At 64.8% G+C, this 24182-nt stretch carries 28 protein-coding genes; 10 read left to right on the plus strand and 18 right to left on the minus strand.

Annotated features, from left to right (window positions below):
* Positions 1–2 precede the first annotated feature (2 nt).
* Positions 3–1040: a ferrochelatase gene (hemH, locus tag IVB26_RS34255; protein WP_247969369.1), complete on the minus strand. Its 1038-nt coding sequence runs from the start codon at positions 1038–1040 to the stop codon at positions 3–5.
* 81 nt (positions 1041–1121) lie between these two features.
* On the opposite strand from hemH, the gene IVB26_RS34260 reads away from it, so the two are divergent.
* Positions 1122–1520: an MAPEG family protein gene (locus IVB26_RS34260; RefSeq protein WP_246931184.1), complete on the plus strand. Its 399-nt coding sequence runs from the start codon at positions 1122–1124 to the stop codon at positions 1518–1520.
* Between the two features lie 7 nt (positions 1521–1527).
* Here the strand turns inward: IVB26_RS34260 and IVB26_RS34265 are convergent, their stop codons facing one another.
* The 4 genes from IVB26_RS34265 to IVB26_RS34280 form a co-directional block, all read right to left on the minus strand.
* Entirely contained in the window at positions 1528–1965 is a 438-nt protein-coding gene (locus IVB26_RS34265; protein ID WP_247969370.1) for an acyl-CoA thioesterase, read from the minus strand.
* Between the two features lie 171 nt (positions 1966–2136).
* Positions 2137–3267, minus strand: a complete 1131-nt coding sequence (locus IVB26_RS34270) for a nickel/cobalt transporter (protein ID WP_247969371.1) — start codon at positions 3265–3267, stop codon at positions 2137–2139.
* The gene (locus IVB26_RS34275) at positions 3258–3896 is read right to left on the minus strand and encodes a DUF1007 family protein (protein ID WP_247969372.1); all 639 of its coding nucleotides are present in this window, start codon (positions 3894–3896) and stop codon (positions 3258–3260) included. The genes IVB26_RS34270 and IVB26_RS34275 overlap by 10 nt, the downstream gene beginning before the upstream one ends.
* Complete coding sequence (locus tag IVB26_RS34280; protein WP_247969373.1) at positions 3896–5977, minus strand: M3 family metallopeptidase; 2082 nt, start codon at positions 5975–5977, stop codon at positions 3896–3898. Before IVB26_RS34280 ends, IVB26_RS34275 begins: the two co-directional genes overlap by 1 nt.
* A gap of 139 nt (positions 5978–6116) precedes the next feature.
* On the opposite strand from IVB26_RS34280, the gene IVB26_RS34285 reads away from it, so the two are divergent.
* The 5 genes from IVB26_RS34285 (at position 6117) to IVB26_RS34305 (ending at position 10933) form a co-directional block, all read left to right on the plus strand.
* On the plus strand, positions 6117–6371 hold the full coding sequence (locus tag IVB26_RS34285; RefSeq protein ID WP_247321349.1) for a hypothetical protein: 255 nt from the start codon (positions 6117–6119) through the stop codon (positions 6369–6371).
* 672 nt (positions 6372–7043) lie between these two features.
* On the plus strand, positions 7044–8186 hold the full coding sequence (locus IVB26_RS34290) for a type III PLP-dependent enzyme (RefSeq protein ID WP_247969374.1): 1143 nt from the start codon (positions 7044–7046) through the stop codon (positions 8184–8186).
* Between the two features lie 132 nt (positions 8187–8318).
* The gene (locus IVB26_RS34295) at positions 8319–8906 is read left to right on the plus strand and encodes a GNAT family N-acetyltransferase (RefSeq protein ID WP_247969375.1); all 588 of its coding nucleotides are present in this window, start codon (positions 8319–8321) and stop codon (positions 8904–8906) included.
* A 145-nt stretch (positions 8907–9051) separates the two neighbouring features.
* Complete coding sequence (locus tag IVB26_RS34300) at positions 9052–9441, plus strand: RidA family protein (protein ID WP_247969376.1); 390 nt, start codon at positions 9052–9054, stop codon at positions 9439–9441.
* A 49-nt stretch (positions 9442–9490) separates the two neighbouring features.
* On the plus strand, positions 9491–10933 hold the full coding sequence (locus tag IVB26_RS34305; protein WP_247969377.1) for a homospermidine synthase: 1443 nt from the start codon (positions 9491–9493) through the stop codon (positions 10931–10933).
* A 162-nt stretch (positions 10934–11095) separates the two neighbouring features.
* Here IVB26_RS34305 and IVB26_RS34310 read toward each other — a convergent pair whose 3' ends face one another.
* The 11 genes from IVB26_RS34310 to IVB26_RS34360 all read right to left on the minus strand — a co-directional run bounded on the left by IVB26_RS34310 (position 11096) and on the right by IVB26_RS34360 (position 19274).
* Entirely contained in the window at positions 11096–11428 is a 333-nt protein-coding gene (locus IVB26_RS34310) for a hypothetical protein (RefSeq protein WP_247973345.1), read from the minus strand.
* Positions 11429–11530: 102 nt separating this feature from the next.
* Positions 11531–12247 (minus strand): MgtC/SapB family protein, encoded by a 717-nt coding sequence (locus tag IVB26_RS34315; RefSeq protein WP_247969378.1) that lies wholly within the window; start codon positions 12245–12247, stop codon positions 11531–11533.
* A 154-nt stretch (positions 12248–12401) separates the two neighbouring features.
* Positions 12402–13421 carry a WD40 repeat domain-containing protein gene (locus tag IVB26_RS34320; protein ID WP_247969379.1) on the minus strand — a complete coding sequence of 340 codons (1020 nt, stop codon included), beginning with the start codon at positions 13419–13421 and terminating at the stop codon, positions 12402–12404.
* Positions 13421–14467 carry a CobW family GTP-binding protein gene (locus IVB26_RS34325; RefSeq protein ID WP_247969380.1) on the minus strand — a complete coding sequence of 349 codons (1047 nt, stop codon included), beginning with the start codon at positions 14465–14467 and terminating at the stop codon, positions 13421–13423. Before IVB26_RS34325 ends, IVB26_RS34320 begins: the two co-directional genes overlap by 1 nt.
* 53 nt (positions 14468–14520) lie before the next feature.
* The gene (locus tag IVB26_RS34330) at positions 14521–15384 is read right to left on the minus strand and encodes a metal ABC transporter substrate-binding protein (protein ID WP_247969381.1); all 864 of its coding nucleotides are present in this window, start codon (positions 15382–15384) and stop codon (positions 14521–14523) included.
* 2 nt (positions 15385–15386) lie between these two features.
* Positions 15387–16256: a metal ABC transporter permease gene (locus IVB26_RS34335; protein ID WP_247969382.1), complete on the minus strand. Its 870-nt coding sequence runs from the start codon at positions 16254–16256 to the stop codon at positions 15387–15389.
* A 6-nt stretch (positions 16257–16262) separates the two neighbouring features.
* Positions 16263–17015 carry a metal ABC transporter ATP-binding protein gene (locus IVB26_RS34340; protein ID WP_246926909.1) on the minus strand — a complete coding sequence of 251 codons (753 nt, stop codon included), beginning with the start codon at positions 17013–17015 and terminating at the stop codon, positions 16263–16265.
* A gap of 2 nt (positions 17016–17017) precedes the next feature.
* The gene (locus IVB26_RS34345; RefSeq protein ID WP_247969383.1) at positions 17018–17266 is read right to left on the minus strand and encodes a hypothetical protein; all 249 of its coding nucleotides are present in this window, start codon (positions 17264–17266) and stop codon (positions 17018–17020) included.
* A 42-nt stretch (positions 17267–17308) separates the two neighbouring features.
* On the minus strand, positions 17309–17809 hold the full coding sequence (locus tag IVB26_RS34350) for a hypothetical protein (RefSeq protein WP_247969384.1): 501 nt from the start codon (positions 17807–17809) through the stop codon (positions 17309–17311).
* The gene (locus IVB26_RS34355) at positions 17806–18417 is read right to left on the minus strand and encodes a permease (RefSeq protein ID WP_247969385.1); all 612 of its coding nucleotides are present in this window, start codon (positions 18415–18417) and stop codon (positions 17806–17808) included. Before IVB26_RS34355 ends, IVB26_RS34350 begins: the two co-directional genes overlap by 4 nt.
* A 260-nt stretch (positions 18418–18677) precedes the next feature.
* A complete protein-coding gene (locus IVB26_RS34360; RefSeq protein ID WP_028139981.1) occupies positions 18678–19274 on the minus strand; it encodes a superoxide dismutase in 597 nt (198 codons plus the stop codon).
* 243 nt (positions 19275–19517) lie between these two features.
* Here IVB26_RS34360 and IVB26_RS34365 point away from each other — a divergent pair, with 243 nt between their 5' ends.
* From IVB26_RS34365 to IVB26_RS34375, 3 genes are all read left to right on the plus strand, one after another.
* A complete protein-coding gene (locus IVB26_RS34365; protein WP_247969386.1) occupies positions 19518–20045 on the plus strand; it encodes a GNAT family N-acetyltransferase in 528 nt (175 codons plus the stop codon).
* Between the two features lie 84 nt (positions 20046–20129).
* Entirely contained in the window at positions 20130–21515 is a 1386-nt protein-coding gene (locus IVB26_RS34370) for an MATE family efflux transporter (protein ID WP_247969387.1), read from the plus strand.
* Between the two features lie 110 nt (positions 21516–21625).
* The gene (locus IVB26_RS34375) at positions 21626–22063 is read left to right on the plus strand and encodes a DUF2147 domain-containing protein (RefSeq protein ID WP_247969388.1); all 438 of its coding nucleotides are present in this window, start codon (positions 21626–21628) and stop codon (positions 22061–22063) included.
* Positions 22064–22209: 146 nt separating this feature from the next.
* On the opposite strand, the gene IVB26_RS34380 is transcribed toward IVB26_RS34375, so the two are convergent.
* Positions 22210–23355, minus strand: a complete 1146-nt coding sequence (locus tag IVB26_RS34380; protein ID WP_247969389.1) for a DUF3095 domain-containing protein — start codon at positions 23353–23355, stop codon at positions 22210–22212.
* A gap of 213 nt (positions 23356–23568) precedes the next feature.
* On the opposite strand from IVB26_RS34380, the gene IVB26_RS34385 reads away from it, so the two are divergent.
* Positions 23569–23967, plus strand: a complete 399-nt coding sequence (locus tag IVB26_RS34385; protein WP_247969390.1) for a hypothetical protein — start codon at positions 23569–23571, stop codon at positions 23965–23967.
* A 5-nt stretch (positions 23968–23972) separates the two neighbouring features.
* Here IVB26_RS34385 and IVB26_RS34390 read toward each other — a convergent pair whose 3' ends face one another.
* Complete coding sequence (locus IVB26_RS34390; protein WP_246919012.1) at positions 23973–24182, minus strand: hypothetical protein; 210 nt, start codon at positions 24180–24182, stop codon at positions 23973–23975.

The following is a 24182-nucleotide window of genomic DNA, read 5'->3' on the forward strand; positions in this document are numbered from 1 at the left end:
CATCAGATCCAGCCCTGAAGCTCGCGCAGGACCAGGGTGCGGATCACGTCCATGCCCGGCTCGCTGTCGTTGAGGCAGGGGATCGCGGAAAACTGCTCGCCGCCATTGTGCTTGAAGATCTCGGCGTTCTCCTGCGCGATCTCCTCCAGCGTCTCCAGACAATCGGCAGAAAAGCCCGGCGTCACCACCGCGATGCGGCGCAGGCCTTCCTTCGCGAGCCGCTCCATGGTCTTGTCGGTGTAGGGCTGGAGCCACTCTGCATTGCCGAAGCGCGACTGGAAGGTCAGCAGCAGTTTTGTCTCGTCCATGCCGAGCCGGCGACGAAGTGCCTCGGTGGTGGCGATGCAGTGCCGCTGATAGGGATCGCCGTTGTCGACATAGGATTTCGGCATGCCGTGGAAGGATGCCACGATCAGTTCGGGCTTGAACGGCAGGCTCGCCAGATGGGTCTCGATCGAGGTCGCGAGCGCCTCGATATAGGCCGCGTCCTCGTAATAGGGCGGCGTCACCCGCAGCGTCGGCTGGTTGCGCAGGCGGGCCAGCACGCGGAACACCTCGTCGCAGACGGTCGCCGAGGTCGAGGCGGAATATTGCGGATAGAGCGGGACGGCCAGGATGCGCTCGCAGCCTTTCGCGATCAGGGCGTCGATGCCCGACTTGATCGAGGGATTGCCGTAGCGCATCGCCCAGTTCACGACGACGTGGCTGCGATCGGACAGTGCGGCGGCGAGCTTGTCGGCTTGCGACCGCGTGATGGTCTTCAGCGGCGACTCGTTCTTCTCGGTGTTCCAGATCTTCTGGTAATCCAGCGCCTTGGTGCGGGGACGGCTGCGCAAGATGATCCCGTTCAGCACGGCTTTCCAGATCAGCCCCTGGTCCTCGATGACGCGGGCGTCCGAGAGAAATTCCTTGAGATAGACCCGCACGCCCGGCGCGTCGGCCGTATCCGGTGTTCCGAGATTGATCAGGAGCACGCCAACGCGCGGCAAGGCGGTTTGGGCGGCCGGTCTCGCGGCCTCGATCGGGACGACACTGGTCATGGCCCTGTGGGTCGCGCGTTGGTCCGAACTTGTCAAGGTGAGCCCGGCATCGCTAGGGTCGCACCCAGGCGGGAGGGGCTCATGACACTCGCGGAATGGTGCGTCTTTGGAGCGCTGCTGCTCTATCTGTCTACGATCGCCTCGGTCAAATGGATCAGGTTTCGCCGCTTCGACAATTCCCGGCCGCGCGACCCCGCCTTCTACGAGGACGCGCTCTCGCAGCGCGCGCTCGGCGCGCACCAGAACGGCATCGAGACGTTCCCGTTCTTCGCCTTCGCAGTGCTGCTTGCCGAATACAGGGATTCGCCGCAGCGGCTGATCGACGAGCTCGCGGCGTTGTTCCTGATCGTCCGGATCGCCTACGTGCTGACCTATCTCGGCAACCGCCCGACACTGCGCTCGATCCTCTGGACCGTCGGCTTTGCGATCAATCTCGGGATCTTCTTCATGCCGGCATTGAAGCGGTTTCTGCCGGTGTGAGGCGGCCTCATGCCGCCAGGTGACGCTCCCGTATCGCGATCAGCCCCCGCATCGAGGCCGGGATCGTGACCGGACGATGAGTCTCCTGGTCGGTGTAGACCCAGACGATCTCGCCGGTCACCAGCGCCTCCGGGCCGCCTTTCAGGAAGATGGCGAGCTCGAAGACGAGGCTCGAATTGCCGATCCGGGCCACACGCACGCCGACGTCGAGCTCCCAGTCGAAGCGGACCGGCGCCTTGTACTCGATGACGGACTTGACGACGTGGAAATCGATGCCGCTCGCCTGCGCGTCGGCATATTGGTCGAAGCCGAGCGCGCGGAAATATTCGGTGATGGCAGTGTCGAAATAAGTCAGATAATGCGCGTTGAAGACGACGCCCTGCCCGTCGATCTCGGAATAGCGCACCCTGAACGGATGAAAGAACCAGAAATTTTCGCGCGACATGAAATCCCCCGGCCGAGATCATTCCAGCTCGTCATTGCGAGGAGCCCTTTGCGACGAAGCAATCCAGACTGCCGCCACGGAGACACTCTGGATTGCTTCGCTGCGCTCGCAATGACGGAACAGGTGCACGAGCGTCATGGCTGACTGAGCGCAGCGAGCCGCGCAGACTACTCAAAAACACGTCGTCCGTTCGGCGGCGATGTAGCCGAATAACAGACCTGCGCCGAACAGCAGCACGACGCCCGCGGCCGCAAACTCAATGCCGCGCATGAACAGCGCACCGCCGCCATCGTGCCCGGCGCTGAGGCGGGCGGCAATGTCCTTGGCGGAGACGGCGACGACCGCGATGGCCGCGACTGTGATCGCGGTGCCGAGCCCCATCAGGAAGGTCGCGGCAATACCGGCCCAGAACAGGCCCTGAGCGAGCGCGAACACCAGCACCAGGATCGCACCCGAACAGGGGCGGATGCCGACGGTGAGGATCGCGGCAAAGCCACGCCGCCAGCCACCGGGGCCGGCGAGCTCGCTCGGTGTGGGGCCGTGGGAATGGCCGCAATGCTCGTCGTGGACGTGATGGTGATGCGCGTGACCATGGTCGTGGTGATGATGATCATGACCATGGTTGTGACCATGATGATCATCATGCGCGTCGTGATGATGGTGATGGCCGTGATCATGGTGGTGATGCGGCACGCCGGCGATTGCCGGCACCGGCTGGGCCGCCTGCAGCGCGCGGATGAAGGTGCGGCCCTTGACCCAGACGAGGCGCAGCCCGAACAGCGCGATCAAGGCGTAACTCGCGATCTCGATTGCGCCTTCCGCCTTGCACATGGTCTTGGCGGTCGCATTTAGGACCCAGGCCGAAATGCCGACGATCAGGATCGCCACCAGCGACTGCATCAGCGCCGAGGCAAACGACAGCGCAATACCCCGCCGCGCGGTCTCACGGTTGGCGACGAGATAGGAGGCAATCACCGCCTTGCCATGGCCGGGGCCGGCAGCGTGGAAGATGCCATAGGCAAACGAGATGAAGAGCAGCGTCCACACCGCCGAGCCGTCGGATTTCGCGGCACGGATGGTCACCGACATCTGGCGATAGAATTCCGACTGTTTTGCCAACAGCCAGCCGATGAGCCCGCTCGCTTCGGGTTCGGCCGCCTGCGCAGGGCGCGGCCCGCCAAAGGGGTTTTGGGCCAGGAGATCATGAAGCGCGCCATCAGCGACGCCGAGCACGACGATAGCCGCGGCGCAGGCGAGCAGCCCGCGGACAAGCGGGGAATGCAGACGACCGATCAAGGGCAATCCACCGTGATCTTGTTGGCGAACATCATGCCGAAATTGGTGTTCTCGCCGTTCAGGAAGGTCTGCTCGTTGAGCTTCTGCGCGCTGGCGGTGCCGTCATTCGGCCGCTCGAGCTTCGTCTGACAGCCGGCGGGCGCGCCGACCAGCTTGACCGGATCGTCCTTGGCCATCTTGAAGTCGATGAAGAAGGAGCGATCGAACACTTCGAGCACCAGCTGCTTGGGCTTGACCGGGTTCTTTAGCGGCAGCGTGAAGTGCAGGGTCAGCACCGTATCCTTGTAGTCGAGGAAATAGTCGACCGGCTCCTGGAATCGCTCCTTCTTGCCGTCGGCTCGCGCAAAGGTGAAATAGGCATATTCCTTCAGCGACTCGACATTGGTCTGCGCCAGCGGCCCGAGCTCCTCGCGCGTATAGGCTCCCTTGGTCTTGCTCTCGAGCCCCTGCACCGCATAGGCCGAGAACATGTCGTCGAAGGTCCAGGCATGGCGCACGCCGGTGATCGTGCCATCCTCGGCGTAGAGCAGCTCGCTGGTCGCGGTGATCCAGACATGCGGATGCGCGGTCGCCGCACCCGCCGCGAGCGTCATCGCGGCGGCGAGCAGCCATCCGAACAGGCGGCGCATGCCCATCAGGCCGCCTTCGGGGCGTCGAGCAGACCGCGGCGGCGCAGCAGCGCGTCCGGCTCGGGCGGCCGGCCGCGGAAGGCCTCGTAGGCCGCCTCCGGATCGACCGATCCGCCACTCGAGTAGATATCGTCGTGCAGGCGTTTTGCCACGGCAGGATCGAAGATGTTGCCGGCCTCCTCGAACGCGCCGAAGGCGTCGGCGTCCATGACCTCGGACCACATGTAGCTGTAATAGCCGGCGGCATAGTGGTCACCGGTGAAGATGTGACCGAACTGCGTGGGACGGTGACGCAGCGCGATCTCCTCGGGCATGCCGATCTTCTCCAGCTCCTTCTTTTCGAAGCCACGGACATCCTGCGCAGCGGAAGCTGGCTGGGTGTGGAATTCGAGGTCGACCAGGGCCGAGGAGACGAACTCGACCGTGGCAAAGCCCTGGTTGAATTTTCGCGCGGCGAGGAACCGTTGCAGCAGCTCGTCCGGCAGCGGCTCGCCGGTCTGGTAATGGCGGGCGAACTTCTGCAGCACCTCGGGCCGCTCCTGCCAGTGCTCATAGAGCTGCGAGGGCAGCTCGACGAAGTCGGTGAATACCGAGGTGCCCGACAGCGACGGATAGGTCACGTTGGAGAGCATGCCGTGCAGGCCGTGGCCGAACTCGTGGAACAGGGTGCGGGCGTCGTCGGGCGACAGCAGCGAGGGCTCGCCGCCGGCTCCCTTGGCAAAATTGCAGATATTGAGGACGAGCGGCGCGACGTCGCCGTCGAGCTTCTGCTGATCACGCAGCGAGGTCATCCAGGCGCCGGAGCGCTTCGACGGCCGGGCGAAGTAGTCGCCATAGAACAGCGCCTTGTGCTTGCCGTCGGGACCCTTGACCTCCCAGACCCGGACGTCGGGGTGCCAGACCGGAACGTCCTTGCGCTCCTCGAAGGTGATCCCGAACAGGCGCGTGGCGCAGTCGAAGGCAGCTTCGATCATGTGGTCGAGCGAAAGATACGGCTTGATCGCCGCGTCATCGAAATTGGCGCGCTGCAGGCGCAGCTTCTCGGCGTAGAAGCGCCAGTCCCAGGGAGCGAGCTTGAAATTGCCGCCCTCCTCCGTGATCAGCACCTGCATCTCGTCGCGGTCGGCGAGCGCCCGGGCGCGCGCCGGCTTCCAGACCCGCTCCAGCAGGCCCCGCACCGCGTCCGGCGTCTTGGCCATGGAATCCTCGAGCCGGTAGGCGGCGTAGGTCGGATAGCCGAGGAGGTTCGCGCTCTCTTCGCGCAGCTTCAGGATTTCGACGATGGTTCCGTTGTTGTCGTTGGCATTGCCATTGTCGCCCCGCGCGATGAAAGCCTTGTAGACCTTCTCGCGCAGGTCGCGCCGGGCTGAGCTCTTCAGGAACTGTTCGACCGAGGAGCGCGACAGCGTGACGATGGCCTTGCCTTCCATGCCGCGCTCTTCCGCCGCGGCCTTGGCGCTGGCGACGAAGCTCTCCGGCAGGCCCTGGCGATCGGCCTCGCCAAGCTCCATGAACCAGTCCTGCTCGTCGCCGAGCAGATGATGGCTGAAGCCGGTGCCGAGCTGGGCCAGCTTCTCATTGATTTCGGCCATCCGCGTCTTGGCCTCCTCGGAGAGGCCGGCGCCGGCGCGGTGGAATCGGGTGTAGGTGCGCTCCAGCAGGCGGAGCTGCTCGCGTGTGAGACCGAGATCGGCGCGGTTTTCATGCAGCTGGGCGATGCGACCAAACAGCACGGCATTCATCATGATCGGATTCCAGTGCCGCGCCATCCGCAAGGAGACCTCCTTGTCGATCTCCAGGATGGCCGGGTTGGAATGCGCCGAGACGAGGTCGTAGAAGACCGCGGCGACCTTGCTCAACAGCTTGCCCGAGCGCTCCAGCGCCGTGATGGTGTTGGCGAAGTCGGGCGCGGCTGGATCATTGGTAATCGCCGCGATCTCGGCGGAGTGGTCGGCGAAGGCCTGCTCGAACGCCGGGAGGAAGTGCTCCGGGTTGATCTCATCGAAGGGCGGGGTCGCAAACGGCGTCACCCAGGCCTTCAGCAGCGGATTGGTCTCGGAGTCCGTAGTTTGGCGGGGTTCTGACATCGCAAGTCCCGATTTTCATGGGTCGATTGTTGCGGCCAGCTATAGCACGCGATGGGGCTTTTTTGGGCCATTTGGCCTTGCTCCCGGCCGCCTTTTCGGGGAGATTGCGGCCCTCGATGGACCCCGGACCCCTGAGCTCATGAACGCGCCTTCCTCGTCTTCTCGTCAGATCGCCTGGCCAAGCGTCATCACCGTCATCAGCGCCGCTATCCTGATCGGTGCCGAAGTGTTCGGCGCGGCCTTCGCCGGCGGCTGGGCGCTCGCGATCCTGTTCGGGCTCGGCGATCAGGGCACGCACATTCTCCAGGCTGTGCTGTTCACACTCGGCGTGCTGGTGATGACCGCCTTCATCCGCGCGGCTCAGCGCGTCGAGCCGTTCACGAAGCGCCGCTGACGCGTCCTCGCGCGCGAGAGACACGCGCGCGCAGAAAACTTAACGCGCGTTCATCTTCCGCGTCGCTCGCGCAACACTGCGCAAGCAGATGTTAGGCAATTCTGTCCGCAGCCTAAAAAAATTCTTGCGAACCAGAGTCAAAACGCTTATTTGCGGACTTGCCCAATTTCGCACGTGCCTGTGGTCGTGTGTCAGTCGGTAGGTATCCGGACAAGAGGCCGGACAGCCGCCAAGGGGTGAAGAAGCCGAGGGGCTCTTCGGAAGTGCGGAAGTCGGAAGGCTCATAGCCGGAAGACGACAGCAAACCCGGAGCGTCCAGCATCTCTCTCAAGAGATGCCTTGTCGAAGGTGACTTCACTTTTTGCAACCGTGACTGGCAGCCGGAGGCGAACCGGCGCACCCCGCTCTCAACGGGGGACGCGACTTAAAGCAACGACGGATCGGGCTTTTTTGGTCTCTACCGGCATTCCAACGCCGGCGCGGGCTACTGAAAAGGCTTGTCCTTCATTGCCAGGTGTGCGGGCGGGAAACTCTCCCAACCAATCCACGGCAGCACAATTCGGTCTAGGGTTTTAGCCCTGTCGCGTCTCCATCGTGCGGCAGCGGCGAAGCACCCTCGTCCGAGAACCGCTTTGAACGAGCTCCGTCGCTGGGGCCGCTTTGGAGAGTGCTATGACCGAACGTATCCAGGAATTCCTGCGCAACCGCCGCAAGGATGGCCTCGACACCGAGCCGTGCCTCGTCGTCGACCTCGAGGTCGTGCGCGACAATTACCAGACCTTCGCCAAGGCGCTGCCCGACAGCCGCGTGTTCTACGCCGTCAAGGCGAACCCCGCGCCGGAAGTGCTGGCCCTGCTGGCGTCCATGGGCTCCTGCTTCGACACCGCGACGGTCGCCGAGATCGAGATGGCGCTGGCCGCTGGAGCTACGCCCGACCGCATCTCCTTCGGCAACACGATCAAGAAGGAGCGCGACATCGCGCGCGCCTTCGCGCTCGGCATCCGGCTTTTCGCCGTAGACTGCACCGCCGAGGTCGAGAAGGTCGCCCGTGCCGCGCCCGGCGCAAAAGTGTTCTGCCGCATCCTCTATGATTGCGCCGGCGCCGAATGGCCGCTGTCGCGCAAGTTCGGCTGCGACCCGGAGATGGCCGTCGACGTGCTCGACGTCGCCAAGCGCCTGGGCCTGGAGCCGTGCGGCATCTCGTTCCATGTCGGCTCGCAGCAGCGCAAGGTGAAGGCGTGGGACCGTGCGCTGGCGATGGCCTCGCAGGTGTTCCGCGACTGCGCCGAGCGCGGCATCAACCTGTCCATGGTCAACATGGGCGGCGGCTTCCCGACCAAGTACCTGAAGGACGTGCCGCCGGTCGTCACCTACGGCCGCTCGATCTTCCGCGCGCTGCGCAAGCACTTCGGCAACCAGATTCCGGAGACCATCATCGAGCCGGGCCGCGGCATGGTGGGCAATGCCGGCATCATCGAATCCGAGGTCGTGCTGATCTCGAAGAAGAGCGACGAGGACGAGGTACGCTGGGTCTATCTCGACATCGGCAAGTTCGGCGGCCTCGCCGAGACGATGGACGAGTCGATCCGCTACGCCATCCGCACCCGTCACGACGGCGCGGACATGACGCCATGCGTGCTCGCAGGCCCGACCTGCGACAGCGCCGACGTGCTGTACGAGAAGAGTCCGTATCCGCTCCCTGTGACGCTCGAGATCGGCGACAAGGTGCTGATCGAAGGCACCGGGGCCTATACGTCGACCTACTCGTCGGTGGCGTTCAACGGCATCCCGCCGTTGAGGACGTACCACATCTGATCCGCCTCTTGGTCTGAGGCCTGACGAACCCCGGGAGCCGGCTTGCCGGCTCCTCCCTCACATCTCGATTTCTGACGACGTCTTGGACTGGCGTGCCGCTCGCACGTCCGTTCAAGCGGGGACTGACGCGCCATGACTGCTTTTCGGAAGCCACAGATCGCCCTCACCTCGAAAGCCGCTCCGTTCGTGATCCGTGCGGAACGTGCTGCCGACGTCACAACGCGTGAATCGCTGCTCGATGCCTGCTTTGGCGAGAACCGCCATGGTCGCACCTGCCAGCGCCTGCGCGACGGACGTGCGCCCGCCACAGGCCTTGCCCTGTCGGCGGTGCGCGAGGGCAAGCTCGTGGGAACCGTGCGGCTGTGGCACGTCAGCGCCGGAGGCAGGCCCGCTCTGGTCCTCGGACCGCTGGCGGTCGACCCTGCCTGCCGCGAGCTCGGGATCGGCGCCGCGCTGATGCATCAAGCGCTGGCCGCCGCCCGGGCGCGTGGCCATGCCGCTGTGATCCTGCTCGGCGACGCCCCCTATTACGCGCGCTTCGGCTTCTCAGGCGAGAAGACCGGCGCGCTATCGCTGCCCGGCCCGTTCGAGCGCGACCGCCTGCTGGCGATCGAGTTCGCGGAAGGCGCGCTCGACGGTGCTGAGGGGATGATCGTTCCGACCGGCGCGCCCCTGTCCAAACGGAGGGTAGTTCGCGCCCTCCATGCGCACGCGGCCTAAGGTCTTGCCATGATGGCGACGACCGAAGCCGCGTTCCGCGGCGCGGGCCGGCCGCGCCTGCACTAAGCCTGTTCGTTGGGGGTTGCGCAGGCGCCGGAAACGCCCTTTAACCCGCGAAATCCTCCCTTCCGTCGAGGCCCAAGACATGTCCCGTCGCCTGATTTCCACCGGCTCACCGTTCGAGAAAACCGCCGGCTACAGCCGCGCCGTGATCGACGGCGAGTTCGCCTTCGTCGCGGGAACCACGGGCTATGACTACACCACGATGACGATGCCGGCCGATGTCACGAGCCAGTCACGCAACTGCTTCAAGACCATCGAAGCTGCCCTGAAGGAGGGCGGTTTCGAGATGGCCGACATCGTCCGCGCGACCTACTACCTCACCGACATCAAGGACGCAGATGCGCATTTCGCCGTCTGCGGCGAAGTCCTCGGCGACATCCGCCCAGCCGCAACGCTTCTCGTTGTATCGGCGCTCTACAAGCCCGAGATGAAGGTCGAGATCGAAGCCACCGCCAAGCGCCGCAGCGCCTGATCCACCCCCTCACCCTTTGTCCGTCAGAACGTTCCGGAGAAACCATCCCATGAGCCCCGCCTCGCAGATCTACGCGAAGATCACCGGTCCCATCGTCATGGTCGGCTTCGGCTCCATCGGCAAAGGCACGTTGCCGCTGATCGAGCGGCATCTCGACTACGACAAGTCGCGCGTCACCGTGATCGATCCCAAGGACGAGGGCCGCAAGGCGCATTGCGAGAAGCACAATGTGCGCTTCGTCCAGAAGGCCGTGACCAAAGACAATTATCGGGAGTTGCTGACCCCGCTGCTGACCGAAGGCGGCGGCCAGGGCTTTTGCGTCAATCTCTCGGTCGATACCGGCTCCACCGACATCATGGAGCTCTGCAACGAGCTCGGCGCGCTCTACATCGACACCGTCAACGAGCCCTGGCTTGGCTTCTATTTCGATTCGTCGAAGGGCCCGGAAGCGCGCTCCAACTACGCGCTTCGCGAAGCGACGCTGGCCGCCAAGAGGGCGCTCCCCGCAGGCTCGACGACCGCCGTCTCCTGCTGTGGCGCCAATCCCGGCATGGTCTCGTTTTTCGTCAAGCAGGCGCTGCTCAATGTTGCCGCCGATCTGAAGCTCAATGCGCCCAAGCCGAAGACCAAGGCCGAATGGGCCGACCTGATGCGGCAAGCCGGCATCAAGGGCATCCACATCGCCGAACGCGACACCCAGCGCTCCAAGAAGCCGAAAGAGCCGGATGTCTTCGTCAACACCTGGTCGGTGGAAGGTTTTCTGTCGGAGGGCGTGCAGCCGTCCGAGCTCGGCTGGGGCACCCATGAAAAATGGATGCCCGAGAATGCGCGCACCCACGAAGCCGGCTGCGGCGCCGCCATCTACCTGATGCAGCCCGGCGCCAACACGCGCGTGCGCACTTGGTGTCCGACCCGCGGCGCGCAATATGGCTTCCTCGTCACCCACAACGAGTCGATCTCGATCGCCGACTACTTCACGGTGCGTGACGCCTCGGGCACGGCGGTCTATCGGCCGACCTGCCACTACGCCTATCATCCGGCCGACGATGCCGTGCTGTCGCTGCACGAGATGTTCGGCCGCGCCGCGAAGATGCAGGAAAAGCACCACATCCTCGACGAGAACGAGATCGTCGACGGCATCGACGAACTCGGCGTGCTGCTGTTCGGCCACGACAACAACGCCTATTGGTACGGCTCGCAGCTCTCCATCGAGGAGACCCGCAGGCTCGCCCCCTACCAGAACGCTACCGGTCTACAAGTGACCTCCGCCGTGCTCGGCGGCATGGTGTGGGCGCTGGAAAACCCGAACGAAGGCATCGTCGAAGCCGACGAGATGGATTTCGATCGTCTCCTGGAAATCCAGCTGCCCTATCTCGGTCCGGTGAAGGGCTTCTACACCGACTGGACGCCGCTGACGGATCGTCCCGGCCTGTTCCCGGAGGACATCGACACGTCTGATCCGTGGCAGTTCCGGAATATTCTGGTGCGGTGAGGGACGCGGCGCGTCCCGCTCACCCTCTGCTGTCATGCCCCGCGAAGGCGGGGCATCCAGTACGCCGCGGCGCCTCAGTTCAATCACTGCAGCCTCTGGAATACTGGATCACCCGCTTTCGCGGGTGATGACACCGAGTTTGTGGCTGCGAGCGTAGCCCAGCTACTTCTTCTCGATCGGCGGCGCGATCTTCTCGGCCGGAGCCGGAGGCAGTGCCGACTTGGTCGCCGCGCCCTGCGTCTGCGGATCGGGGCGCGCGGGCTCGGGCGCCGGCGTGGTCGGCCGGTCGCCGCCGGGCTTGGATTCCGCGGGCGTCTTTCCCTGATCGTCGGATGGTGTGCCTTGGAGCGGCGGCGTTGCCTGCGCCAGTTCCATCCGGCTCTGGGCTCGGATTTGCGCCAGCGACATCCCCGACACCACGACGCCTGCTGCGAACAGCGAACAGGCGATCATCAGGTCGCGTTTCAGTCTGCGCTTGTCATATTGGCCGGGCATGTCGATCACCGCCTTTGTCCGCGGGATCAACGAGTTTGGCCAGTTGCAGTTCCGTGGCCGGCAAGACGGGAACCGAACCCCCTGCGCGCCAAAACGCCGCGCTCACTCGGTGGTGCTGACTTCCCAGGTGGCGTGGCGCACGCCGGGCAGATGCTGGAGATCCGTCGCCACCGCGTTCAGTTCGTTCGGATCGACTGCTGTCGCGACCAACTTTGCGACGACCTCGATCAGATCGTCCCCGGTCTCGACCACGTCGATATCGGCCACCGGATATTTCGCGGCCTCGAGCTTTTCGACGAGACGGTCGCGCATGTCGGGCAAGGCGTCGGCGGCAACCGCGAGCTTGAAATAATAGGTCGCCTCCAGCGCCTTCTCGTTCAGCGGGATGCGGTTGATGGCATTGACCAGCGGGCGCAGCATCGTGTTGCCGGCGATGACGAACACGGTCAGCGCCGCGGCCTGCGCGATCATGTCGGCCCCAGCGCAAGAGCCGACCGCGGCCGAGGCCCACAGCGTCGCAGCGGTGTTGAGGCCCCGGACGTCCATGCCCTGCTTCATGATGACGCCGGCCCCTAAGAAGCCGATGCCGGAGACGACATAGGCAATCACCCGCACCGCGCCATCGGCACCGTCCAGCTGCATGGCGAGATCGACGAACGCGGCGGCGCCGACCGCGACCAGCACATTGGTGCGCAGGCCCGCGGTGCGCTGGCGATATTGCCGCTCGGCGCCGATCAGCGTGCCCAGCACGAAGGCCGTGGTCAGGCTGACCAGCGTGTCCGCGAAGTCAGCAAGCTGGAAGGTGGTGAGAAATCGCATGAATGTGAGCTGCCGTAGGGTGGGCAAAGCGACTTGTCCGCCGTAGCTCGAAGAGCGAAGGCGGAAGCGTGCCCACGGCTCCCGTCAAAACAAAAAGATGGTGGGCACGGCGCAAGTGCGCCTTTGCCCACCCTACGGCCGGAACCATGACAGATTAAAGCTCCAGCAGGCCGCCGTCCCCATTTTCATCGGCAAACGCCAGCAGCGTGCCTTTCGCATTCCAGGCCATCGCGGCCACCGGCGGGGTGCCGTTGCGGCGGACCAGGATCTCCGCGCCGTCCTCCAGCCGCACCATCAGCACGGTGCCGTCGCTGTAGCCGGCGGCGAGGATGTCGTTCTTCGGATGGCAGGCGACCGCCGCCACGCGCGCCTGAAGCGGTGCGAGCATCGCGGGCTCCTTGCCCATCGGACCGTCCTTGCTGCCGAACGGCCAGACGATGACAGTGTCGGCACCCGAGGTCGCTAACCCCTTGCCGCCCGCGCTCCACGACATCGAGCGGACGCGACCGGGATAGCCGGTCATGCGCATGTGCCTGTTGTCGGCGAGCCGCCAGCCGTGCAGCGCCGCCTCGTGCATCGTGGTGACCAGGAACTTGTTGTCCGGGCTGAAGGTGACGCCGAGATGCGAGCCAGCCCAGGGCAGGAATTCGGCTGATCCCTCCATGTTCGGAAACCACAGCGTCGCGCCGTTGTAATGCGCGATCGCAAGCCGCAGCCCCTTCGGCGCAAACGCAAGCCCGCCGACGGTCGAGGGCACCTCGAGCGACTTCTCCTCGGCCTTGCCGCTCTTGACGGTCGCGATCTTGCCGGCCGACCAGGCGAAGGCGCCGTCGGGATGCACCGCCACGGCGTCGATCCAGCGCCGCTTCGGATCCGTGGCGAGCAGCGTCACCTCGCCCTTGGCGTCGAGCGAAACAACCTTGCCGTCGTCGCCGCCCAGGACGAGACGCTTGCCGTCACTTGCGGTCGAGAGAATGCCGCCACTGTGCACGGCGACATTGGTGATCTCGCCCTTGGCGTCGACGAACACGACGTTCTCCTCGCCGCCGACGAAGGCAGCGCGAGGGCCAAGGAAATGCACCGAGGTCACGCCCATGCCGAGCGTAACAGGCTTGACGCGGTCGGTGACGGAGACGATCGAGGCGGAATCGGGGGCCGGCGTAAACTCTTTCATCACGAGACGATGCAGCTCTCAAAACCCTTGCGGATCGCCTCTTCCGGCAATTCGCGGCCGATGAAGACGAGGCGGCTCTCGCGCGGCTCGCCCTCCTTCCACTTCCGCTGATGGTTGCCCTCCAGCATCATGTGGACGCCCTGGAAGACGTAGCGGTCGTCATCGTCGTGGAAGGCGAGGATGCCCTTGGAGCGCAGGATCTTGCCGCCCTCGACCTGCACCAGGTTCTGGAGCCAGGGCATGAACACGTTGGGATCGAGCGGCTTGTCGGTCTTGAGCGACAGCGACTGCATGTCCTCGTCGTGATAGTGCTTCAGGCCGTGGCCGTGATCATGGTGGTGATGGTCGTGGCCATGGTGGTGATGATCATGGTCGTGGTCATGATCGTCGGCCTCGAGAAAATCGGGCTCGATGTCGAGGATGCGGTCGAGGTCGAACGCGCCGCGATCGAGCACGTCGGCCAACGCCACCGAGCAGCGCTCGGTGCGGTGCAGTTTCGCGTAAGGATTGATGCCGCGGATGCGGGCCTCGACCTCGGCGAGCTCGCCCTTGTTCACGAGATCGGTCTTGTTCAGAACGATGACGTCGGCAAAGGCGATCTGGTTCTTGGCCTCGGGCGCATCCTTGAGCCGGTCGGACAGCCATTTGGCGTCGGCGACCGTCACGACCGCATCGAGGCGGGCGTTCTTCTGCACGTCCTCGTCGACGAAGAAGGTCTGAGCGACAGGCGCGGGATCGGCAAGGCCGGTGGTCTCGACGATGATGGCGTCGAACTTGCCCTTGCGCTTCATCAGGCCGTCCATGATGCGGACGAGGTCGCCGCGCACCGTGCAGCAGATGCAGCCGTTGTTCATCTCGAACACTTCCTCATCGGCGCCGATGATGAGGTCGTTGTCGATGCCGATCTCGCCGAATTCGTTGACGATGACGGCGTATTTCTTACCGTGGTTTTCCGACAGGATACGGTTCAAGAGCGTGGTCTTGCCGGCACCGAGATAGCCGGTCAGGACGGTCACGGGAATTTTGGAGGAGGTCGCTTCAGACATAAGAACTCCGACATCAGGCTTGTTCGCGCGACGCGAGGCGGGTGGCCCCTGCCCTAGTGGTCAAGCGCGCTGGTCAGCGCCTTTATATTGTGCCTGACCATGTCAATGTAAGTGGGTGCAGGCCCCTTTTCGCCCGTTAAACCGTCCGAAATCAGGGTCCCGCCGACCTTTGCGCCGGTCTCCGCCGCGATCCGCCGGATCAGGCGGTCGTCGCTGATATTCTCCAGGAACACGGCCGGGATTTTTTGGGCCTTGATCTGGCCGATGATGGCAGCGATGTCCCGCGCGCTGGGCTCGGTTTCGGTGGAGACGCCCAGGGGGGCGATGAACTGGATACCGTATTCGGCTGAAAAATAGCCGAAGGCGTCATGGGTCGAGATCACCTTGCGCCGTTCCGGCGGGATTTTGGCGATGGCGTCCCGGACCTCGCGGTCCAGCGTTTCGAGCTTTTCCAGATAGGCCTTGGTCTGGGCACCGAAGAATGGCGCGTCATCCGGACTGGCGGCAGCCAGCGCATTGGCGATATCAGTGACGTAGACCTTGGCGTTGGGGATCGATTGCCAGGCGTGGGGATCGGCGGCCGACCCCAACTTCAGGGGCGTGATGCCGGCGCTCGCAGTCACGACCTTCGCCTTGCTGCCCGCAGATTGCACGAGACGCGGCAGCCAGCCCTCCAGCCCAAGCCCATTGACGATGACGAGCTTCGCCTCCGCGACCCGCTTCGCATCGGCTGGCGCCGCCGTGTAGACGTGGACGTCGCCGTCGGCACCGACCAGCGTCGTAACACTGACCCGATCCCCCCCGACATTGCGGACGAAGTCGCCGAGGATCGAGAAGCTCGCGACGACGTTGAGCCGCTCCGCGGCGTGGAGCGGCGAGGCGATCAGCAACAGCGCACAAAGCAGGATGATCCGCATCGTCATGCTTCCAGATGCCGGCCGGGAAACAATTGCCGGACGATACCGCCGACGCGGCCGAACAGGACGGAGATGATGTAGAGCACCGTCGCCACCAGAATGACCGCGGGACCTGACGGCACACGGGTCTGGAACGACAGCACGAGGCCCGCATAGCCCGAGACCGCGGCAGCCACGACAGCGATGCAGATCATGACGGTGAGATCACGCGACCAGAACCGCGCGATACCAGCCGGCAGGATCATCAGCCCGACCGCAAGCAAGGTGCCGAGGGCTTGAAAGCCGTTGACGAGGTTGATCACGACGAGCGCGAGGAAGGCGAGATGCGCAGGACCGCCGGCACGGCTGACGGTCCGCAGGAACAGGGGGTCGACGCTCTCGATCACCAGCGGGCGGTAGATCACGGCGAGCACCAGCAGCGTCACGGTGGCGTTGAAAGCCACCACCAGCAGCGTCTGGTCGTCCATCGCGAGGATGTTGCCGAACAGCACGTGCAGCAAATCGATATTGGTGCCCTTGATCGAGACAATGGTGACGCCGAGTGCCAACGAGGCCAGATAGAAGGTCGCGAGCGAAGCGTCCTCCTTCAGCCCCGTCGAGCGCGCGACCACGCCGGCAAGGATCGCGACCGCAAAGCCGGCGATCAGGCCGCCCGCCGTCATCGCAAACAGATTGAGGCCGGAGAGCAGGAAACCGACCGCGGCGCCGGGCAGGATCGCATGCGCCATGGCGTCGCCAACGAGGCTCATCCGCCGCAGCATCAGGAACACGCCAATCGGCGCGCCGGCCAGCGACAGGGCGATCACGGCGGCAAGCGCCCGCCGCATGAACTCGAATTCGGTGAACGGGCCGATCAGCGCGTCATAGACCATCTGTGATCACGCCGCCCGCGAGCGTCCGTCCTCGGCGCAGGCCGTGGCACTGTCGTCAAAAGCCTCGCACATGCGCATCGCGACCAGCAGGTTCTCCGGCGTCAACACCTCCGCCGTCGGTCCCCATGCCACGGGGCCACGCGCCAGCACCAGGGTCTGGCTGAAATGGTTGCGCACCATCTCCATGTCGTGCAGCGCGGCCAGCACGGTGCGGCCCTCTCCTTGCCACTGCTTCACGAGCGCGAGCAGATCGGTTGTGGTTTTGCTGTCGATGGCGTTGAAGGGCTCGTCGAGCACGATGAGCGCAGCATCCTGAAGCAGCACGCGTGCGAACAGCACGCGCTGCATCTGACCGCCCGAGAGGGTGCCGATCGGGCGGTTCTCGAAACCATTGAGGCCAACGGACGCGATCGCGCGCAGAATCTTCCCTCGCGCGGCCTTGCCGATGCCGCCAAACAGGCCGGCGTCGCGCCACAACCCGGTGCCGACGAAATCGAACACCGAGATCGGAAAGCTGCGGTCGATCTCCGCGCTCTGCGGCAGATAGGCGATGTCCCTGCTATCAAGCCCGCCGAGATGGATGCTGCCGTCGAGCGGCTTGAGGATACCGACGATGCCGCGCAGCAGGGTCGACTTGCCCGCGCCGTTCGGGCCGATCACGGCGACCAGCGCGCCTCGTGCGACTTCGCCATTGAGATGGTGCACGGCCGGGTGCCGGTCGTAACCAAGCGTGACGTTGCGGAATGCCAGCTGTGCCACGGTCACCTCATCGCCAGGAAGACCACGCCCCAGAGCACGGCACAGACGGCGAGCGCGGCCGCAAGGCGCGCGGCCATGGTCATGCGCAGGATCGACCAGGGCGCCGCCTGGGCAGGATGCGGCGAGGCTGCATCGTGGACATGGGCGTGGGTGTGGTCGTGCCCGTGCGAATGCCCGTGGTCATGGGAATGACCTTGGGAATGGCCATGAACATGGTCTTGATGGTGGGCGTGGGACGCGGCGGGAACCATGCTAAGACGTTATATTATAACATTACGCCTGTCCACGTCGGGTCACGGCTTGCCGATCAACATCGCGATGCCGGCCGCCACGAAGGGGAATGGCACCGATACGGCGCAGCGGAACCAGACGAAACGGGCCGGCATGAACGGGATTTCCCACAGGATCACCCGCTGGAAGGCGAACAGGGCCCATGCGACGACGTAGGCGACCACCTGGGGCACCCCGCCGCCCGATTTCAGCGCCACGGTGCCGATCGAGAAGCCGATGACAGGTCCGCCTGGCGTGGCGGCACCGGCGACCACGGCGGATGCGACCCCGAGCCAGCCGCTGTCCGGCCCGAGCCAGCCTGTGATCACCTCCTGCGGGATGACGGCGGCGATGTAGCCGGAGCCGATCACGCCCAGCGCGATCCGCGGCACGATGTTGATGAAATCCATTGAGCCTTCGCGCAGCGAGGCCTTGAACACGGCCGGGCCGCGGCGGAAGGCGATCAGGCCGACGCCGAAGACGGAGCCCCACAGCAGGATATCGATGAGAAGCGCGGCGCTCACGTCTCGTCGTCCTTCGCGGCCGGCTTCGGATACATCCTGACGTAGACGAAGCGGCCGAGCGCGCCGGCCAGCACCGGCAGCGGCAGCGAGATGAGGATCCGCCACAGCGTGAAATCGGTCCCCATGATCGGGATTTCCCAGGCCACCGCCCGGCCATAGCCGATCAGGGTCCAGCTCACGACCATGGCAATGGTGGCGCCGAAATCGGCACCGACGGCGAGCAGCGCGCTCGCCACGGGATAAGCGGTGAAGGGACCGCCGGGCAGGATCGCGCCGAAGGCGGTGCCGATCAGTAGACCCATCAGCCCGGATTTCGGCCCGAGCGAGCGCGAAACCTTTTCGTGCGGCAGGATCTCGGAGATGAAAGCTCCGAGCAGGCAGCCGGCCAGCACGCGCGGCAGGATGCCTGAGAACAGCGAGAGATCGTGGGTCAGGATGTCGAGAACGCCGTCGGTACCGTCGCGCCGCCAGACCAGCGCCGCGCTCACCGCCACCAGCGCGGCAATGATGATGGTCGACCAACCGATCGGCTTGCGGACTCGTCCCGGCCGTGGCTCGGACTCCGCGTCCTCGGCAGGCGCCGGGTTCTTCGGGGAAGGTTCTGACAACGGGTGTGGGTCGGCTCGAGGGTGATGCCCATCCTGATTAAGGGCACCACCGACACCATGCAAACAGTTCAACGACAGACCCGTGCGCGCGCCGCGCAGGGCAATTCCGCACAGCAAAAAGGCGGCCGCTGATGCGCCCGCCTCTTTGTCATTCCGGGGCGGCGTGTCAGCGCCGAGTCCGGAATCCATCGAGCGTCAGCCCGAGTGGATAGATGGATTCCGGGTTCGCGCTTCGCGCGCCCCGGAATGACGGGACCAGCTCACGCCTTCTCGAACAGGGACTCGACGTATTCCCAGTTCACGAGGTTCTCGACGAACGCCTTGAGATAGTCCGGGCGGCGGTTGCGATAATCGATGTAGTAGGAGTGCTCCCAGACGTCGCAGCCGAGGATCGGGGTGGCGCCATGCACCAGCGGATTCTCGCCGTTCGGGGTCTTGGAGATCTCGAGCTTGCCATTCTTGACCTGGAGCCAGCACCAGCCGGAGCCGAACTGGCCGACGCCGGCCGCCTGGAAGTCGGTCTTGAACTTCTCGAAGCCGCCGAGGTCCTCGTTGATCTTCTTCTCGATCTTGCCCGGCAGCTTGGTGCCGCCGCCATTGGGCTTCATCCAGCTCCAGAAGTGGATGTGGTTATAGTGCTGGCCGGCATTGTTGAACACCGCGGGGTTCTTGCCGAACGAGCCCTTGACGATCTCTTCAAGGGACTTGCCTTCCCATTCGGTCCCCTTGAGCGCATTGTTGCCGTTGGTGACGTAGGCCTGATGATGCTTGTCGTGGTGGAATTCCAGCGTCTCCTTCGACATGAACTGGCCGAGGGCGTCATAGGCGTAAGGGAGTGGGGGCAGCGTAAAGGTCATGGGTTGTTGTCCGCGACTGATGGGGAACTGGCTTAACGGGGACTCTTATAGAAGGTTCCAGAGCCGTTAAATACCGCCAATTTGCGAAAACGCGTGATGCGACCGCTTGGCACGATTGCATAGAATCGGCGCAGGTGGCGGACGGTCACCCAGGCCAGGCCGGTCGCCGCAAAATATCATTGCCTTTGAAGCGGTTATGACAGAACGAATGCACCGCGAACCGAAGATGCAAGAGACGAAGCCATGAGCGTTGAGATCGACATCCTGAACGGCGACGCCTCGTGGCCGATCGCGGAGCCGCTGCATCAGGCCGTTTGGGGACCGCATATGGTCGCCGGCAAGCCCTGGGCTCACGTCAAATGGGCCAATGCGGATCTGCGCGTGCTGATCGAGACGCCGGAGGACGGCCTGGTCTGCCATGTCGGCATCTACTTCCGCACCGTCACCTGGAACGGCCAGAAGACGCATATCGGCGGCATCGGCGGGGTCTGCACCCGCGAAGACCGGCGCGGCCGCGGCTACGCGACCCTGGCGATCGACGCGGCTGTGCACACCATGCGCGCCAACGAGGCGGTCCGCTTCGCATTGCTGGTCTGCGAGCCGCACAACACCGCGTTCTACGCGGCCCGGAGCTGGCTGCCATTCGAAGGCGAGGTTTATTGCGAGCAGCCGGAGGGGCGGATCCGGTTCACCCACATGGCGCCCTATGTCTTCAACATCGTCCGGGCGCCGACGTTGGGGACCATCGACCTATGCGGCCTGCCATGGTGACCCCTGCGTGAGGTGAGGCTGCCGCCGGGGCCTACCTGCCCTTATAACATGTCGATCATCATCTAAAATTCCGTCCGGTGACAAATGACGATCGACGCCACTCTAGACGCCGTGCCGCCGCGTGCCCCGGTTGCCTCATCCATCGCCAGCCTGCTAACGGCGCCCATCCTGCCAACGCTGCTGCGGCTCGCGATTCCCAACATGATCGCGATGGTCGGCAGCACGCTGGTTTCGATCGCCGAGACCTCCTATATCGGCCGGCTCGGCACCATTCCGCTCGCCGCGATCGCGCTGGTGTTTCCGTTCGCGATGCTGACGCAAATGATGAGCGCGGGCGCGATGGGCGGCGGCGTCTCCTCCGCGATCAGCCGCGCGCTCGGCGCAGGCGATCGGGACCGCGCCGCGACGCTGGCGCTGCATGCCGCCATCATCGGCTTCGGCGGCGGGCTTTTCTTCACGGTCATGATGCTCGTCTTCGGCCGCTCATTCTTCGCCCTGCTCGGCGGCCACGGGCGGGTGCTCGAGGAGGCCAGCGGCTATTCGCAGGTGCTGTTCTCCGGGGCGGTCGCGATCTGGCTCGTCAACACGCTGGCCTCGGTGATCCGCGGCACCGGCGACATGCGCTTGCCCTCGATGACGCTGATTGCGGCGGGCGTGCTCCAGATCGCGCTCGGCGGCACGCTGGGGCTCGGTCTGTTCGGCGTGAAGCAGTTCGGCATGCCCGGCGTCGCGAGCGGCCAGTTGATCGCGTTCAGCTTCGCTTCGATCTTCCTCCTCTGGTATCTCGCGTCCGGCCGCAGCCGACTGCCGCTGAACCTTCGCGCGTTTCATTTCGAGCGCGCGATGTTCCTGGACATTCTCAAAGTCGGCGCGGTGGCTTGTTTGTCGCCGCTGCAAACCGTGCTCACCATTCTGGTCTTCACGAAGATCCTCGCGACCTTCGGCACCGAGATGCTGGCCGGTTACGGCATCGGCTCTCGGCTGGAATTTCTGTTGATCCCGATCACCTTCGCCTTTGGCATCGCCTCGGTGCCGATGGTCGGCGTGGCGATGGGCGCTGGACATGTGAAGCGCGCGCGGCGCGTGGCCTGGACTGCAGCTGCGGCCTCCGGACTTACGGTTGGCCTGGTCGGGCTTGTCATCGCGATCTATCCCTCGCTATGGGTCGCGCTCTTTACGCGGGATCCCGCCGTCACCGCCGCCGCCTACAGCTATTTCCATTGGGCCGGCCCGGCCTTCGTGTTCTTCGGCATAGGTGTGTCGCTCTACTTCTCCTCGCAAGGCGCGACGCACGTCGGCGGCCCCGTGCTCGCTTCCACCGCGCGGCTTCTGATCGTTGCGATCGGCGGCATCGGCCTGATGATGGCGCAGGCGCCCGCCTGGACGTTGTTCGCGCTGGTCGGCGGTGCCATGGTCGTGTTCGGCCTGTCGACTGCGGCCTCCGTCGCCGTCGCGCGCTGGGGCAAATGAGCGCAGGTAAGTAAACGCAGACAAATAAACGCAGGAATGTGATTCCAACTAGCGTTGCACTATCCCGCCGGCCTGCTATGGAGGCGCTCCATTTTTCGGAATCCCTCTCCATGACTTCCAGATTCGCTGCTCTCATCGTCCTCCTCGCTGCGCTGCTTGGCGCATCTGCCGCCTGTGCGCAGAACGCCGACGGGACATGGCTGACCCAGGCGGGCGATGCGCGCGTGAAGGTCAGCAAATGCGGCGACGGCATCTGTGGCCACATCGTCTGGCTGCGCGAACCCTACGACACCGCGACCGGCCAGCCCGCCACCGACAGCAAGAATCCCAATCCGGCGCTCGCCAGGCGAGCGATGATCGGCCTGCCATTGTTCAGCGGCATGCAGTCATCGGGTCCGAACAAATGGTCGGGCCAGATCTACAACGCCGACGATGGCAGCAGCTATGCCAGCAGCGTCACGGTGATGTCAGCGGATTCGCTGCGGGTCGAAGGCTGCGTCGGCGCGCTCTGCGGCGGCGAGACCTGGACGCGCGCGGGAGGTAAGTGATCTTCTTGTCCCGGACGCGATGCGGCGCCCATAAGCGCGTTCACGCGCGTCTTCGACGCTATGGCGCTGCTTCGCAGAGCCGGGACCCGGAAACTATGCACCTCGGCTCAGCAGCGCATCGCTGCGTCCGAGGCACGAGAGTGCCCTCACGCCATCATCGCCTTCAGCGCGGTCGCCGCCGAGGCGTAGCCGCCCCGCGCGCCATCGATGAAGTGGACGTGATCGCTGCGCAGCGCCGAGGGCGTGAAGCAGGTCATCATGGCGGCGTCCTGCTGATAGAGGCCATAGCGCACGATGCCCTCGCGCGCGGCCGCTGTCAGACGATCGTTGAGGGCGCGTTCGAGCTCCGGCGTACAGTCGAGGATCATGCGCAGGCCATCGTCATACTTCCTGAAGTCCGAGTTCTCGACCACCTGACGTTTGTAGACGTGTGGCACGAAGCCGCCGACGTTAAGGTCGAAGCGCATGATCAGGTAAACGAACAGCGTATAGGCCAGCACGCTGGCGCGGCGCGCGAGCAGCGGACCACCGCGCTTGGTGCGGGCCTCGAAGTCCAGCCCTTGCGGCGGCCATTTCAGCGGCGGCCCCTGCGGCGGCACCGGGCGTGCACCGTCCGGGCTGCGTTCGACGAGGTGGATGATGTCCTCGATCACCTTGCGAAAAGCATGCGGATCGACGCCGCGAGCGGGCATCACCAGCACCGACAGGATCAGCCCACGTGAGGCCGGGATCACCTCGAAGCGGCAGGACAGGCCCGAGAGATCGGGCTGCGTGCCCGCCGGCGCTTCGGGGACGGCAAACTCCCCGCGCTTCATCGCAGCGTCGGCCCAGGCGAGGCCGCCGCCGGAGAACATTGCGTAGGACAGGTTTGCCGAGGGGCCGAAGCGCGCGACGCGCACGTCGAGGCCATGCGCTCGAATGGCGCTGACCGGCACCAGCGCGACGCGCATCGTCAAATCGAGATCCTCCCGCACCCAGGTCGCGGTTGCAGCCAGCGCCTCGCGGGCAGGTTCGAGATCGCGAGGCGCCACAGCAAAGCTGGCGCCGTCGCCGCCGAACACGAAGGGGAATTCGCGTCCCTCCAGCGCGTTCGTCACCGCCGCGATCACGGCGGCGCCGGCCATATTCACCGCCTTGTAGCGCTGTGCCGCGATCGCCTTGGTGGAATCGACGATATCGGCAACGCCGATACTCCAGTCGTCCGGCAGCGGCGCATAGAGGGCAGGGTCCATCAGGCTGGTGAAGCCGCGGAAGACGGGAATGCCGCCATAGAAGGATTCGCCTGAGGTCATCGGGGATGCTGGATTGTTGGAATGCGAAACAGATACGGGACAGAATCGATCCGGGTTCGCCGGCCGGCGCCCCCCTTTCGATCATTGGCCGAAACAGGCCCGAACAACAAGATGCGACCGCGTTGCAATGCCGCAGCGGAGGTCATTGATCGGCATCAAACGACCGGCCGGGGAGTGCGGCTATCGTTGCTCCAGCTCCAAGGGTTGCATGGGATGATCGCGGTGTCCAATTTCGGCAACAAGGACTCCACCTCTCCGGTCGGCCGGCGCACCGGCATCGACCCGGTCAGCGCAGTTAGGCTGCCCGAAAGACTGACGCAGGCCGTCGATGCCTGGGCCGAAGCCCACCGCCTCACCCGCTCGGATGCAATCTGCAAACTGATCGAGCTGGGTCTGAAGATCGCGCCGCCGGTCCCCGCAACGGGGCACTCGATCGCCTCGGACGCCACCAGGATCGAAGAGATCGCAGTCCACGAGATCGAGGCACTGCTCGATCCCGCATTGCCGGCCGACGAACGCGAGCGCCGCATCCGCCGGCTCACCGAAGGGCCGCCGGAGTTTTCACACGAACGAGTTGACCTGCCGAGGGACTTGCCGAAGCGCCGGACCTGAGCAAGCTAGTGCAGCTTCTCGTCCTGACGCTTGCGCAAGCTATCGAGAGAGGCGTCGTGGCAGCCGACCAGGCGCACGAATTGCTGCGGGTACATTTCATGGCCGTGACCGCCGGAATTCTGATGCGTCATCGGCGGGCAATGGACATCATCCAGCTTCGCGCAGGATTGCTCCGTCCGGCCCTGATTTGAAGCGGTCATGTTTGGGATGGCCAT

The organism is Bradyrhizobium sp. 195 (genome assembly GCF_023101665.1).
Taxonomy (GTDB): Bacteria; Pseudomonadota; Alphaproteobacteria; order Rhizobiales; family Xanthobacteraceae; genus Bradyrhizobium.